This window comes from Oceanibaculum pacificum (assembly GCF_001618175.1).
Lineage (GTDB): Bacteria > Pseudomonadota > Alphaproteobacteria > Oceanibaculales > Oceanibaculaceae > Oceanibaculum > Oceanibaculum pacificum.
In genome coordinates, this window is record NZ_LPXN01000109.1 from 23,214 (window position 1) to 36,972 (window position 13,759).

The window sequence follows — 13,759 nt, forward strand, 5'->3', positions numbered from 1 at the left end:
CGGCCCCGATCGCGTGACCTTTATCAACGGGCCGTTGCCCCCATGATCGCGCGGAAAGCGCGTGCTGGCAATTGCGGCTACAGCTTCGGCCTGCGGAAAAAGATTTCTGTTAGTGGAATGAAAATCATGGTGCTAGCATCCCTCCAAACAAACGAGTCAGACAGTCGGCCGGCCTTGGCCAGGCACGATCGTCGCTAGGGAAGGAAACGGAAATGGCATTCGAAGTGCGTCCGCTGACCAAGAATTTCGGCGCGGAAGTCCATGGCATCGACCTGTCCGAGGCGCTGGACCGGGAGACCGTGGCGGAGATCGAGGCGCTGTGGCGCGACAATGTGGTGGTGCTGTTCAAGCGCCAGGTGCTGACCGAGCCGCAGCTTATCCGCTTCACCAATACGCTGGGCCAGGCGGAGGCGATCAGCCGCACGGACATCCTGTCGCCCTACCATCCGGAAGTCGCCTATATGAGCAATTTCCGCTATCTCGACGGGCGCACCATCGGCGCTTTTGCCGACGACAAGGATGTCGGCTGGCATTCCGACCAGACCTTCCGGCCGAAGCCGGCCACCGGCGCCATCCTGTATGGCGTCGAGGTGCCGCCGGAGGGCGGCGACGTCTCCTTCGCCAACCAGTATCTGGCCTATGAGCGGCTGTCGCCGGAGATTCGCGGCAAGATCGAGGGCCGCACGGGCATCTTCAGCTACCGCAAGCGCCTGGAGCGCTTCAACCCCGGCGAGCTGAAGGATTCCATCGACAAGATGAAGCAGACGCCAGACGTGCCTCACCCGCTGGTGCTGACCAACCCGATCAGCGGCCGCAAGGCGATCTACGCCGATCCCAACACGCTGGCATCGATCGAAGGCTATGACCAGGCGGAGAGCGACGCGATCATCGAGGCGCTGGTCGAGGCCGCCACCCATCCCGACGTGGTCTATCGCCACAAGTCGCATCCCGGCGACGTGCTGATGTGGGACAATGGCTGCTCGCTGCATCGCCGCGAGGGCGTCGATAATGGCAGTCCGCGCCTGATGAAGCGCACCACCTTCCATCTGCCGAAGGAAAAATACGCCCTGCCATACTGAGGCCTGGCCGCTACGCCCGTTTTTCCAGAACGCAGAACCAAGGAAGGTCGCCGATGAGCGGTCCCGTTATCTATCGCCGGGTCAACCGGCCCGATCCCGCCCTGATCGCCGCCGCGGCGGAATGCGCCATGGCCGATCTGCACGAGGCGCTGGGCCCGGTCGCCGGGCGCATGGGGCTGATGAGCCCGCGCATGCGCCCGCTGCTGCCCGGCAAGCGCATCGCCGGGCCGGCGGTCACCGCCTTCTGCGCCCCGGCGGATAATCTGATGATGCACCAGGCGCTGTACCTGGCCGAGCCGGGCGACGTTCTCGTCGTCACCGTGCGCGGCGAGGATTGCGGCGCGCAATGGGGTGACACGGCGGCCGCCTACGCCAAGAACAAGGGTCTGGCCGGCATCGTCGTCGAGGGCGGCATTCGCGATATCGACGGGTTGCGCGCGCTGGAAAGCCCGGTCTGGTCGACCGCTATTTCCCCGGCCCATCCGGACAAGGCGGGGGCGGGGGTGGTTAACGCCCCCATCGTCTGCGACGGCGTGCTGGTGCGGCCGGGCGACGTGATCGTCGCCGATGGCGATGGCGTTCTGGTGATCCCGAAGGAGCGGTTGGCCGAGGTGGTGGAGACCGCCCAGAAGCGCATGCGCAACGAGGAGGAGGCGGCGAAGAAGATCGCCGCCGGGGCGCATCCGTTCGAGATGATGCAGCTCGACAAGACCATCGAGAAGCTGGCGATCCCGTTGCACGACACGGCCTGGGACGATTAAAGGCAAATTCTGAACAAGCGCGAAAAGCGCGTCCTAATTGGGAAGGAAACGTACAATGAAGATCATGCGGTCATGGATTGGGATGTCCGCGCTCGCGGCCGTCCTGCTGGGCGTCACCGCCGGGGCCGGCCAGGCGGCGGAGGTGAAGCTGCGGGTGGCGGACAGCTTCCCGGTCGGCCATTTCATCCCGAAATACTACACGCTGCCCTTCATGGAGAAGGTGAAGGCGGCGACCGGCGGCAAGGTGGATTTCGAATATTATCCCGCCCAGCAGCTCGGCAAGGTGAAGGATTTCCTGTCGCTGACCCAGGCGGGCGTGGCCGATATCGCCTACATCGCGCCGGCCTTCATCTCCGACAAGATGCCGCTCTCCGGCGTGGTCGAGCTGCCCGGCGCCTTCCCGACCTCCTGCGCCGGCACCAAGGCCTATTGGGAAGTCGCCAAGAGCGGCCCCCTGGCGAAGGAGGAATTCGCGCCGAACGGGGTGCGGCTGCTCTATATGCTCGTCAATCCGCCCTATCAGATCCTGTCGCGCAACGAGATCAAGGGCCTGGACAGCCTGAAGGGCCAGAAGCTGCGCACCGCCGGCGGCGCCATGGAGATCATGGCCCGCAAGCTGGAGGTGGTGCCGGTGCGCATGGCGGGGCCGGAAATCTACGAATCGCTGTCGCGCGGCACCATGGACGGGCTGGTCTTCCCGTTGCCCAACCTGATGGAATACGACCTTCAGGAGCTGGTGAAATACAGCACGAGCGGCCAGAATTTCGGCAGCTTCGTACATAATTTCATGATCAACGAGCGCAAGTTCCAGTCGCTGCCGAAAGACGTGCAGGCGGCCATGCTGAAGATCGGCGAGGAAATCACGCTGGAAAGCTGCAAGCAGATCGACGCCGACGTGAAGCCAGCCATCGAGACGCTGAAGAAGGCCGGCGTCACCTTCGTCGAGCTGCCGGAGAAGGATAAGCAGGCGCTCGGCCCGCTGCTGTCCGGCGTGGGCACGGAATGGGCCGCCTCGCTGGACAAGCGCGGCAAGCCCGGCACCGCCGTGCTGGAAGCGTTCAACAAGGCCCTGAAGGCCCAGTAACATTCTCCCTCCGCCGGCCGCGGCCAGAAGGGCGCGCGGCCGGCATTCCCTTGCGCCAAGCCAGGAAGCCTCGAAATGCTGATCGCCCTCGGCAGGCTGATCGCCACGCTGGAGCGCTGCTACATCGCCATCGCCGTCGCGGTGATGATGTCGATCATGCTGATCATCGTGGTCGATGTGGCCTGCCGCTATCTGTTCAATGCGCCGCTGGCCTGGGCGTTCGACCTGATCTCGCTCTATCTGATGGCCGCTTTGTTCTTCTTCACCTTGTCCGACACGCTGCGCGCGCGCCGGCATGTGAATGTCGACATCGTCTATCTGCATCTGTCGCCGCGCTGGCGCGCCGGGGCCGATCTGCTGACCAGCGTGCTGGCGCTGATCTTCTTCCTGCCGATCTTCGAGCGCGGGCTGGACCGCGCCGCCGGGGCCTTTGTCTCCGGCGATGTGTTGAGCGGTCCGATCGCCTGGCCGACCTGGATCTATTACGGGCTGGTGCCGGTGGGGGTAGCGGTGATCCTGCTGCGGCTGCTGTTACAGGCGGCGCGCTTCCTGCTGATCGCCGGGGGCCGCACCGACATTACCGCGCCCGAGGAGGGCAATGCCGAGGATGAGGCGCTGCGCGGGGGGAGCGCGACATGATGGCGCTCACCATCACCCTGCTGCTGCTGGCGCTGCTGGCCATCGGCACGCCTGTCGGCTTCGCGCTGGGCATCGCCGGGTCCGTCGGCCTGTACTGGGTCGGCGGCTTTCCGATCCTGCTCGGCATCCTGGAGACGACTCCGCTTTCCTCCGCCTCGTCCTATGAGCTGATCACCGTGCCGATGTTCATGCTGATGGCGGAGTTCATCATCGTGAGCGGCATTGCCGAGCGGCTGTTCCAGTGCGCCGCCGTCTGGGTCGGGCGCGTGCCGGGCGGGCTGGGCATCTCCGCCGCCATCGCCGGGGCGGGCTTCGGCGCCATCTGCGGTTCCAGCACCGCCTCGGCCGCCACCCTGTCGGCCACCTCGATCCCGGCGATGATGCGCCAGCGCTACGATCCGGAGGTGGCGGGCGGCATCGTCGCCATCACCGGCACGCTGGCGATGCTGATTCCGCCCAGCGTGGCGCTGATCCTGTACGGGCTGGTTGCCAATGTGAGCATCGGCAAGCTGCTGATCGCCGGCATCGTGCCGGGCATCCTGGTGACGCTGACCATCATCCTGACCATCCTGGCGCTGATCGCCATCAACCCGAAGGTGGCGCCGCGCGGCGATTCCTACACGATGCGCGAGAAATTCGCCTCGCTGCGCGTCGTCGGTCCGGTGCTGATGCTGTTCCTGCTGGTGACCGGGGTGATCTATCTGGGCGTGGCGACGCCGACCGAGGCGGCGGGGCTGGGCGCATTCGGCGCGTTCGTGCTGGCGATCCGCTCCGGCCGACTGACCTGGTCGAACGGCTACAAGGCGGTGGTGAACGCCGCGCACACCACCTGCATGATCGTGACCATCATCATGGGCGCGCATGTGTTCGGCTATTTCTTCACCATTACCCAGGTGACGCCGACCATCGTGTCGGCCATCGGCAATGCGGATTTCTCGCCCGGCCTGGTGCTGGCGCTGATCATCGTGGTGTATCTGATCCTGGGCTGCTTCATGGATCAGGTGGCGATCCTGATCCTGACCGTGCCGGTGACGCTGCCGGTGGTGATGGCGCTGGGCTACGATCCGGTCTGGTTCGGCATCATCGTCATCGTCGCCGCCGAGGTCGGCATGGTGACGCCGCCGCTGGGGCTGAACGTGTTCGTGGTGTCGCGCTATACCGGACGGCCGGTCGGCGAGGTGTTCCGCGGCGTCGCCCCGCATGTGCTGACGCATCTGATCCTGCTGGCGATCCTGGCCAGCTTCCCGGAAATCATCCTCTGGTTCCCCTCGACGATGAAATAGCGGGGGCCGCCGCGCCCGCCCGGCTTTTGGCGGGCGCGTCGAGCCGGGCGATTATTCCCCGGCGGCCTTGTTCAGAATCTCTTCCGGGGTCGAGGAGACCACCTCGACATATTTCGGGACGAACTTGCCGCCCTCGATGAATTTGATGAATTCCGGCTTGATCTCTTCCGCCAGGATCTTGCGGATCGCGGCATGCTCCTTGATGTCCGACCATTCGGCGATCAGGAAGAAGCGCAACGGGTCCTCGGTGTCGCGGCACAGCACGCCGTCCTTCACCTGGGCCCAGCTCTTATGCATCGGGTTGCCGTCGGAATAATCGAATTCCTCGAACAGGCGGATGAACTCCGCCTCGGTGCCCGGCTGGATGCGGAAATCGTAGATGTGAAGGAAATTGCCCTTCGTCGCCAAAGGTTCCTGCGCCATGGGGATGCCTCCTGGGTTGATCGCTATATATGACGGTATACTGACTATATTGCTGATGCAATCATCGCGGCCCCTGGCGCATATGTCATTGGCTTGCCCGCCTCCAAAATACGGGGCATACTGATCTTATTGCCACGGCAGAACGGGCTTGATCATGGGCTGGCTGCGCGCAGCGTCTTTTAGCGATCTGAAGGAAGGCGGGGTTGTCGGCGTCGATGTCGCCGGCACGCCGGTGGCGCTCTATCTGCTCGATGGCGCGCTCTACGCCACGCACAATATCTGCACCCATCAATTCGCCTTCCTGTCGGACGGCTATGTCGAGGATGGCTGCGTCGAATGCCCGCTGCATCAGGGGCAGTTCGATATCCGCACCGGCGAGGCGAAATGCGCCCCGGTCACCGGCCGCCTGGCGACCTATGCGGTAAAGCGCGCGGGCGACGATGTCTTCGTCGATCTGGAGACCACCGCGACGGTCGAGGCCGCCGCGCCGGCAATGCCGGTGGGGCAGGATTCCCGCACCTTCGTCATCGTCGGCGGTGGCCAGGCCGGCTGCCGGGCGGCGCAGCATCTGCGCGGCGAGGGCTTCGCCGGCCGCATCGTGATGATCGCGGAGGAGGCGCACCCGCCTTATGAGCGGCCGCCCTTGTCCAAGGATCTGCTGCTCGGCAAGATATCGTCGGCCGATTGCCATGTGCTGAAGGCGCCGGAGCTGGCGGCGCTCGACGTCGATCTGCGCACCGGCACGCGGGCCGGTGCCATCGACCGCAAGGCCAGGCAGGTGGCGCTGTCGACCGGCGAGCGGCTGGGCTACGACAAGCTGCTGATCGCCACCGGCGCCCGCGCCCGCTATCTGCCGGATGTCGATGGCGTGCTGTATCTGCGCACGATGGAGGACGCCCAGGCCATCGGCCAGGCGCTGGCGACTGCCCAGCGGCTGGCCATTATCGGCGGCGGCTTCATCGGGCTGGAGCTGGCCTCCGTCGCCCGGGCGCGCGGCGTCGAGGTGGTGGTGATCGAGCGCGAGCCGGTGCTGATGTCGCGCATCCTGCCGCCGGCCATCGGCCAGGCGTTCCAGGCGCTGGCGGAATCCACCGGCGTCGCGTTCCGGCTGGGGGCGGCGCTGGCCGGCATTCGCCGCAACGGGGTGGGCACCCAGCTTGTCTTCGCCGACGGCAGCGAGATGGTGGCCGATCTGGTGGTGGCCGGCATCGGCGCCATCGCCAATACCGAGCTGGCGGAAACCGCCGGCCTGTCGGTCGCCGGCGGCATCGTCATCGACGAGGCCTGCCGCACCTCCGACGCCAATATCTTCGCGGCCGGCGATTGCGCACTCTATCCGCAGGCCGTGGCGGGGCGGCGCATCCGGCTGGAAAGCTGGGCCAATGCCGAGGCGCAGGGCCGCGCCGCCGCGCTCGCCATGCTGGGCAAGCCGGCCGAAGCGCCGGATCTGCCCTGGTTCTGGACCGAACAGTTCGGCCTGAACATCCAGATGGTCGGCATCCCGCATGCCGGCGACCGGGTGGCGGTGCAGGGCGAGATCGGCGCGCCGGAATCGGTGTATCTGACGGAACGGGACGGGCATATCGCCTCGGCTATCATCTTTGGCGACGCGGAGACCTTCCGCATCGCCCGCAGGCGCTTCCAGAAGGGCGAGGACCCGAGCGCCGGCCTCAAGGGATTGCGCTGGCTGGATCAGCAGAAGGAGAGTTCCATGGGCTATGAACGGACGCTGGAAAGCCTGCCGCAGCAGGCCGCTCCCGCTGCGACCCCGGCCGCCAAGCAGTATGTCTGGCCGGCCGATGGGCTGACCCGCGTGCCCGACTGGGTCTATACCGACGATCATATCTACGGGCTGGAGGTCGAGAAAATCTTCAAGGGCCATACCTGGAACTATGTCGGGCTGGAAGCCGAGATCCCGAAGGCGGGCGACTTTATCCGTTCCTATGTCGGGCCGATCCCGGTGGTGGTGTCGCGCGACGAGCAGGGCGGCATCAATGTGTTCGAGAATCGCTGCTCGCACCGTGCCGCCGAATTCTGCCGGGAGCTGCGCGGCAACGCGACGGAGTTCGTCTGCCCCTATCACCAGTGGACCTACGATCTTAAGGGCAATCTGGCCGGCATTCCGTTCCGCCGCGGCGTCGACGGCAAGGGCGGCATGCCGAAGGATTTCAACCAGGCCGACCATCATCCGCGCAAGCTGGCGGTCACCACGCGCGGCGGCGTCATCTTCGCCTCCTATGCCGACGATATGGAGCCGTTCGACGCCTATCTCGGCCCCGAGATGACGCGCGAGTTCGACGCCACCTTCGACGGCCGCAAGCTGGTCGTGCTGGGCTATTACCGCAACACGCTGCCGGGCAACTGGAAGCTCTACCACGAGAATCTGAAGGACCCGTATCACGCCACGCTGCTGCATACCTTTCTGGTCACCTTCGGGCTGCTGGTCGCCGGCAACAAGTCGCTGATGCTGTGCGACGAGAGCGGCCGCCACGGCGCCATGTGCTCCGCCAAGTCGGAGAAGACCGTGGTCAGCGACGATTCCAAGAAGGAGATGCGCGCCTACAAGGAAGGCATGGTGCTGGAAGAGCCGCGCTTCATGGATTTCAAGCCGGAATTCGATTCGCCCTGGTCGGTCACCATGTCGACCATCTGGCCGAATTTGATCGTGCAGCGCGAGATGAACACGCTGGGCGTGCGCCATATTGTGCCGGAAGGGCCGAACCAGTTCACCATGATCTGGACCATGTTCGGCTTCGAGGGCGACGACGAGGAGATGACGCGCCACCGCCTGCGCCAGGGCAATCTGATGGGCCCCGCCGGCTTCCTGGGGCTGGAGGATAACGAGGCGATCAAATTCGTGCAGGACGGCATGAAGAACGTGCCGAACGGCCAGCATCTGGTCGCCCTCGACCCCGGCACCCCGGCCGGCACGGCCGACACGCTGATCTCCGAATCGGCGATCCGCGCGATGTACAAGCACTGGCGCGACGTGATCGGGGTTTGAGGAGACGGACATGACCATTACCTCCCTGAAGACCCCGAGCAAAAGCGACGCGCTGCTCGACCGGCTGCTGCTGCGCCAGGAGATCGAGGAATTCAACGCTGCCTACGCCGAGGCGCTGGATAACGGGCCGCTGTCGGACTGGCCGGATTTCTTCGCCGAGGACGGGCTCTACGTCATCACCGCGCGTGAGAACCACAATGCCGGCCTGCCGGTCGGCCTGGTCTATTGCGAGGGCAAGGGCATGCTGCGCGACCGCATCTTCGCCATCGAGAAGACGGCGATGTTCGCGCCGCGCTACATGCGCCATTTCATCGCCAACACCCGGATCGTCGAGAACCGCGCCAATGGCGAGATCGTCGCCACGGCGAACTATCTGCTGTTGCAGACGCTGTTCGACCGGCCGGAAGCGAAGCTGCACCAGATCGGCACCTATTACGATATTTTCGTGCGGGTCGACGCCGCGCTGAAGCTGAAGCAGCGCCGCGCGGTCTACGACAATCTGCTGATCGACAATTCGGTGGTCTACCCGGTGTAAGACGCTACGGGCGGCCTATAGCGGCCCGTAGCTTTGCACCAGGCTGCCGGCGATCATGTACCAGCCATCCAGCAGCACGAAGAAGATCAGCTTGAACGGCATCGAGACGATGACCGGCGGAATCATCATCATGCCCATCGACATCAGGATCGAGGCGATCACCATGTCGATGATGACGAACGGGATGTAGATCAGGAAGCCGATCTCGAAGGCGCGGCGCAGCTCGCTGATCATGAAGGCGGGGGTCAGCGCGCGCAGCGGCGTCTGCGCGCCGACTTCCTCCGGCCCGGCCTTGGAGATTTCCAGGAAAAGCTGCAAATCCTGGTCGCGCACATGCTTCAGCATGAAGGCGTGGAATGGCTCGACCACCCGTTCCAGCGCCTGGGCCTCGTCGATCTGCTGCTCGATCAGCGGCAGCACGCCCTCGCGATAGGCCTGGTCCATCGTCGGCTGCATGATGAAGAAGGTCAGGAACATCGCCAGGCTGATCATGACGATGTTCGGCGGCGTCGACTGCGTGCCCATGGCGAAGCGCAGGAAGGACAGCACCACGATGATCCGGGTGAAGGAGGTCACCATCACCAGGATGCCCGGCGCGATCGACAGCACGGTGAAGACCGCCAGAAGCTGGATGATCCGCGCCGTGGTCGAGCCGTCGGGCGAGCCGAAATCCAGGCTGAAATTCTGCGCCAGCGCGGCGGTTGCGCCGGTCAGCGTCAGCCCGGCCGCCGCCAGGGCGGCCAGCGCGAGGCAGGCCAGGATGCGGCGCGGGGCCGTGCGGGTGAGGCGGGACATCGCGGCCGCCAGCGTCAAGAGCGGCGATCTCGCGGCGTGCCGAGCGTCGGCCCGTCATCGTCCCGCGCTCCTTCGTTGCGCACCATGGCGCCGAAGGCCGGCTCGCGCTTGGCCGTTCCGGCGGGGGCGGGCGACGCGGCCGGGGAGGCGACCGGGGAGGCGACTGGCGTCCGCACGGGTGCCTCGTCGCTTGCGGCGGCGACGGCGCTGCCGGGAGCGACGCTTTCGACCAGCAAATCCTTATCCGGGCCCAGCAGGATCAGATGTTCCTGGCCGTCGCGGCGCAGCAGCACCAGCCGGCGCTTGGCGTCGACCGGCAGCACCTCGACCAGCGCCAGGCGGCGGCGCTGGCCGCGATTGCGCGGCATCGCCCCGCCAAAGCCGAACCGGCGCAGCACCAGGAACAGCAATCCCAGCAGGGCCAGCACGAAGACGAGCGCCAGGATGGCATACAGGTAATTCTCGACGCTCATGGCGATTCGCTCTTTCCTTCGTGGCGTTAGCGATAGGCTTTACCATAAGCGCGCGCGGCATGCAGCCTCGCGGCTTTCTCCTCGGCGGCTTCGGTTTCCGATTGCCGGTCGCGCAGCGTCTGCGCCAGCCGGTCGAGCTGCCCGATGGCGCGCTGCATGCCGGGCAGCAGGGCGCGGGCCTCCGGCGCGCTGAGCGTCAGCACGCGGCCGCACAGGCTTTCGACATCGCCGCTGATCAACGACAGATCGACCGGCTCGCCCCGGCCGGCGGCGTCGGCCATCCGGTCCAGCGTGGCCTGTAGGGCGGTCAGTTTTTCCTGCAATTCGGCGGCGGTCATGACGCTCCCTGGGTCCAGGCGTTCAGCGTGTTGGGCTCGTCATCCTCGTGCGCCGGTTCGCCCTCGGTGGCGATGCGGGCATTGGCGCGATAGACGTAGGACAATATCTCCGCCACCGCCGCAAACGCCTCCACCGGTATCTCCTGGTCCATCTCGACGGCCATCAGCACCTGGGCCAGGTCGGGATCGCGCCGCACCTTCACATCATGGTCGAAGGCGAGGCGCAGGATTTTCTCCGCCACCGCGCCATAGCCCTGGGCGACGACGACCGGCGCCTTCTCCGCGCCGGGCTCATGCGATATCGCGACGGCGATCTGGCGGTCGGCCGAGGGCTGCGGACGGCCGGACGCAGCCTGGGGCGTGTCCAGATCCTCGATCAGGTCGAACAGCCTCTCGCCGAGGCGGCCGCGCGTCACCGGTTTCTTCGGTTCCATGGCGTGGCTCCGTGGATTCTCCGCTGGCACTGTAGCCGCTCTCGCGGCGGGCGACAATGAAGCCCGCTTCCTAGACGCGACGGGGCAGAGCCGCTATAACGCTTCGCGCCTTTATCCCGTTTCCGGCGGACGCCTTTCCATGATCGATCTGAAGCTTATCCGCGACGATGCGGCGGCCTTCGACGCCGCCCTGGCCCGTCGCGGCCTGCCCCCGATGGCCGGCGACATCCTGGCCAAGGATGAGCGCCGCCGCGCCGCGCTGACCGAATTGCAGAGCCTGCAGGCCCGCCGCAACGAGGCCTCCAAGGAAGTCGGCCAGATCAAGCGCCAGGGCGGCGACGCCGAGGCGCTGATGCAGGAAGTCGCCGCCATCAAGGACAGGCTCGCCGCGCTGGAGGCCGAGGAAAAGGCGCTGGGCGACGCGCTGGAGTCGATCCTGGCCGGCATCCCGAACCTGCCGGCCGCCGATGTGCCGGTCGGCGCGGACGAAGCGGATAATGTGGAAATCCGCCGCACCGGCAATCCGCGCAATTTCAGCTTCACGCCGAAGGAGCATTTCGAGATCGGCGAGGCGTTGGGCATGATGGATTTCGAGGCTGCCTCGAAGCTGTCGGGCGCGCGCTTCGTGGTGCTGCGCAAGCATCTGGCGCGGCTGGAACGCGCGCTGGCCGCCTTCATGCTGGACATCCACACGCTGGAGTTCGGCTATGAGGAGACGCAGGTGCCCTTCATGGTGCGCGACCAGGCGCTGTTCGGCACCGGGCAATTGCCGAAATTCGGCGAGGATCTGTTCCGCACCACCAATGATTACTGGCTGATCCCGACCGCTGAGGTGCCGCTGACCAATCTGGCGGCCGACCGCATTCTGGACGAGAAGGAATTGCCGCAGCGCTTCACCGCTTATTCGCCCTGCTTCCGGTCCGAGGCGGGGGCGGCCGGGCGCGATACGCGCGGTATGATCCGCCAGCACCAGTTCACCAAGGTGGAGATGGTCTCCATCGCCCATCCCGACCAGTCGGAGGCCGAGCATCAGCGCATGACCCGCGCCGCCGAGACCGTGCTGGAACGGCTGGACCTGCCCTATCGCACCATCATCCTGTGTACCGGCGACATGGGCTTCGGCGCGCAGAAGACCTACGACATCGAGGTCTGGCTGCCGGGGCAGAATGCCTATCGCGAGATTTCCAGCTGCTCGAACTGCGGCGATTTCCAGGCCCGGCGCATGAAGGCCCGTTTCCGCGCGGCAGGGGAGAAGAACACCCGCTTCGTGCATACGCTGAACGGCTCCGGCCTGGCGGTCGGGCGGACCATGGTGGCGATCCTGGAGAATTACCAGAACGAGGATGGGTCGGTGACCGTGCCGGAGAAGCTGCGGCCCTATATGGGCGGGCTGGAGGTCATCCGCGCCGATGCTTAAGCTCGACAAGCCGCTGAAGCAATGCCGCATCCTGGTCACCAACGATGACGGCATCAACGCGCCCGGCCTGAAGGTGCTGGAGAAGATCGCCAAGGAACTGTCCGACGATGTGTGGGTGGTGGCACCGGAGCTGAACCAGAGCGGCTCCGCCCATTCGCTGACGCTGCGCAGCCCGCTGCGGCTGCGCGAGGTGTCGCCGCGGCGCTATGCGGTCGATGGCACGCCGACCGACTGCGTGCTGCTGGCGGTCAACCATCTGCTGCGCGACGCCCGGCCGGACCTGGTGCTGTCCGGCGTCAATCGCGGGGCCAACATGGCCGAGGACGTGACCTATTCCGGCACCATCGCGGCGGCGATGGAAGGCACGCTGCTCGGCCTGCCATCCATCGCGCTCAGCCAGGCCATCGCCTTCCAGAAGCCGCCGCACTGGTCGGCGGCGGAGGAGCATGGGCCGGATATCGTGGCCCGGCTGCTGGCCGAGGGCTGGCCGGAAGGCGTGCTGATGAACGTCAATTTCCCCAACGCCTCGGCCCGCAAGGTGCAGGGCGTGAAGCTGACCCGCCAGGCGCAGCGCAAGATCGGCTCTGCCGTGCAGGAGGGCAAGGATCCCTACGGCGTGCCCTATTTCTGGGTCGGGCTGATCAAGACCGAGGAAGAGGCGAAGCAGGGCACCGACCTGGAGGCGGTGGCCGAGGGCTATATCTCGGTTACGCCGATCCGCCTGGACCTGACCGACAAATCCACCCTGACCGCGCTGAAGAAAGCGCTGGGCTGAGGGGGATGCGGTGAGCTTCGAGGATGCCCGAAAAATCCGGCTGATCATGGAGTTGCGCCGCGCCGGCGTGACCGACACGCGCGTGCTGTCGGCGCTGGAGCGGGTGCCGCGCGAGGCTTTCGTGCCGCAGACCTTCGGCGATCAAGCCTACGATAATACCGCGCTGCCGATCGGCTGCGGCCAGACCATCAGCCAGCCCATCGTGGTCGGCATGATGACCCAGGCGCTCGATCTGGGCGAGCGGGTGAAGGTGCTGGAGATCGGCACCGGCTCCGGCTACCAGACGGCGATCCTGGCGCGGCTGTGCCGCCGGGTCTATACCATCGAGCGACACAAGGATCTGCTGCGCGACGCCGAGCAGCGGCTCTATGCGCTGGGCCACAGCAACATCACCACAAGGGCCGGCGACGGCACCAAGGGTTGGCCGGAACAGGCCCCGTTCGACCGCATCCTGGTGACGGCGGCGGCGGCCGAGATGCCGATGGCCCTGGTCGACCAGCTTTCCCCGGAGGGGCTGATGGTGCTGCCGCTGGGGCCGCGCCCGGAAAGCCAGCATGTGGTGCGCGTGCGCAAGACCGCCGAGGGCCACACGCTGGAGAAGCTCTGGCCGGTGCGCTTCGTGCCGCTGATCGCCGGCATGCCGGCCGACCCGGATCGGATGACGGACAAGAAGTGAACCATCAGGCAGGCCCAAGCGCCTTGGGCGGCGTCTCGAAGCA

Annotated in this window: 15 protein-coding genes; 10 read left to right on the plus strand and 5 right to left on the minus strand. The window is 66.0% G+C overall.

The features are described from left to right. The first annotated feature begins 212 nt into the window (after positions 1-212). The 5 genes from AUP43_RS10415 to AUP43_RS10435 all read left to right on the plus strand — a co-directional run bounded on the left by AUP43_RS10415 (position 213) and on the right by AUP43_RS10435 (position 4,846). Complete coding sequence (locus tag AUP43_RS10415; RefSeq protein ID WP_067556298.1) at positions 213-1,079, plus strand: TauD/TfdA dioxygenase family protein; 867 nt, start codon at positions 213-215, stop codon at positions 1,077-1,079. 53 nt (positions 1,080-1,132) lie between these two features. Further along, positions 1,133-1,840 carry a 4-carboxy-4-hydroxy-2-oxoadipate aldolase/oxaloacetate decarboxylase gene (locus AUP43_RS10420; RefSeq protein WP_067556301.1) on the plus strand — a complete coding sequence of 236 codons (708 nt, stop codon included), beginning with the start codon at positions 1,133-1,135 and terminating at the stop codon, positions 1,838-1,840. A gap of 82 nt (positions 1,841-1,922) precedes the next feature. Then, positions 1,923-2,924, plus strand: a complete 1,002-nt coding sequence (locus AUP43_RS10425; protein WP_198154877.1) for a TRAP transporter substrate-binding protein — start codon at positions 1,923-1,925, stop codon at positions 2,922-2,924. A gap of 75 nt (positions 2,925-2,999) precedes the next feature. After that, positions 3,000-3,563: a TRAP transporter small permease subunit gene (locus AUP43_RS10430; RefSeq protein ID WP_067556306.1), complete on the plus strand. Its 564-nt coding sequence runs from the start codon at positions 3,000-3,002 to the stop codon at positions 3,561-3,563. Next, positions 3,560-4,846 (plus strand): TRAP transporter large permease, encoded by a 1,287-nt coding sequence (locus AUP43_RS10435; protein WP_067556309.1) that lies wholly within the window; start codon positions 3,560-3,562, stop codon positions 4,844-4,846. The genes AUP43_RS10430 and AUP43_RS10435 overlap by 4 nt, the downstream gene beginning before the upstream one ends. Positions 4,847-4,897: 51 nt before the next feature. Here AUP43_RS10435 and AUP43_RS10440 read toward each other — a convergent pair whose 3' ends face one another. Next, a complete protein-coding gene (locus tag AUP43_RS10440) occupies positions 4,898-5,269 on the minus strand; it encodes a hypothetical protein (protein ID WP_067556311.1) in 372 nt (123 codons plus the stop codon). A 154-nt stretch (positions 5,270-5,423) separates the two neighbouring features. Here AUP43_RS10440 and AUP43_RS10445 point away from each other — a divergent pair, with 154 nt between their 5' ends. Both AUP43_RS10445 and AUP43_RS10450 read left to right on the plus strand, forming a co-directional pair. Continuing rightward, positions 5,424-8,273, plus strand: a complete 2,850-nt coding sequence (locus AUP43_RS10445) for an FAD-dependent oxidoreductase (RefSeq protein ID WP_067556337.1) — start codon at positions 5,424-5,426, stop codon at positions 8,271-8,273. 10 nt (positions 8,274-8,283) lie between these two features. After that, a complete protein-coding gene (locus tag AUP43_RS10450; protein WP_067556315.1) occupies positions 8,284-8,808 on the plus strand; it encodes an aromatic-ring-hydroxylating dioxygenase subunit beta in 525 nt (174 codons plus the stop codon). A gap of 15 nt (positions 8,809-8,823) precedes the next feature. Here AUP43_RS10450 and fliP read toward each other — a convergent pair whose 3' ends face one another. The 4 genes from fliP to AUP43_RS10470 are packed head-to-tail and all read right to left on the minus strand — an operon-like array spanning position 8,824 to position 10,848. Continuing rightward, on the minus strand, positions 8,824-9,603 hold the full coding sequence (gene fliP / locus AUP43_RS10455; RefSeq protein ID WP_067556340.1) for a flagellar type III secretion system pore protein FliP: 780 nt from the start codon (positions 9,601-9,603) through the stop codon (positions 8,824-8,826). Between the two features lie 14 nt (positions 9,604-9,617). Next, the gene (locus AUP43_RS18665; RefSeq protein ID WP_084462718.1) at positions 9,618-10,076 is read right to left on the minus strand and encodes a flagellar biosynthetic protein FliO; all 459 of its coding nucleotides are present in this window, start codon (positions 10,074-10,076) and stop codon (positions 9,618-9,620) included. A gap of 26 nt (positions 10,077-10,102) precedes the next feature. After that, on the minus strand, positions 10,103-10,414 hold the full coding sequence (locus AUP43_RS10465; protein ID WP_067556318.1) for a hypothetical protein: 312 nt from the start codon (positions 10,412-10,414) through the stop codon (positions 10,103-10,105). After that, positions 10,411-10,848, minus strand: coding sequence for an EscU/YscU/HrcU family type III secretion system export apparatus switch protein (locus AUP43_RS10470; protein ID WP_084462719.1), 438 nt, complete (start codon positions 10,846-10,848; stop codon positions 10,411-10,413). The genes AUP43_RS10465 and AUP43_RS10470 overlap by 4 nt, the downstream gene beginning before the upstream one ends. A gap of 139 nt (positions 10,849-10,987) precedes the next feature. On the opposite strand from AUP43_RS10470, the gene serS reads away from it, so the two are divergent. Genes serS through AUP43_RS10485 form a run of 3 tightly spaced genes read left to right on the plus strand, consistent with a single transcriptional unit; the run spans position 10,988 to position 13,716 of the window. Next, positions 10,988-12,265, plus strand: a complete 1,278-nt coding sequence (serS, locus tag AUP43_RS10475; RefSeq protein ID WP_067556321.1) for a serine--tRNA ligase — start codon at positions 10,988-10,990, stop codon at positions 12,263-12,265. Then, the gene (gene surE / locus AUP43_RS10480; protein ID WP_067556324.1) at positions 12,258-13,040 is read left to right on the plus strand and encodes a 5'/3'-nucleotidase SurE; all 783 of its coding nucleotides are present in this window, start codon (positions 12,258-12,260) and stop codon (positions 13,038-13,040) included. Before serS ends, surE begins: the two co-directional genes overlap by 8 nt. A 10-nt stretch (positions 13,041-13,050) precedes the next feature. Then, positions 13,051-13,716 carry a protein-L-isoaspartate(D-aspartate) O-methyltransferase gene (locus AUP43_RS10485; protein ID WP_084462720.1) on the plus strand — a complete coding sequence of 222 codons (666 nt, stop codon included), beginning with the start codon at positions 13,051-13,053 and terminating at the stop codon, positions 13,714-13,716. The last annotated feature ends 43 nt before the right edge of the window (positions 13,717-13,759 follow it).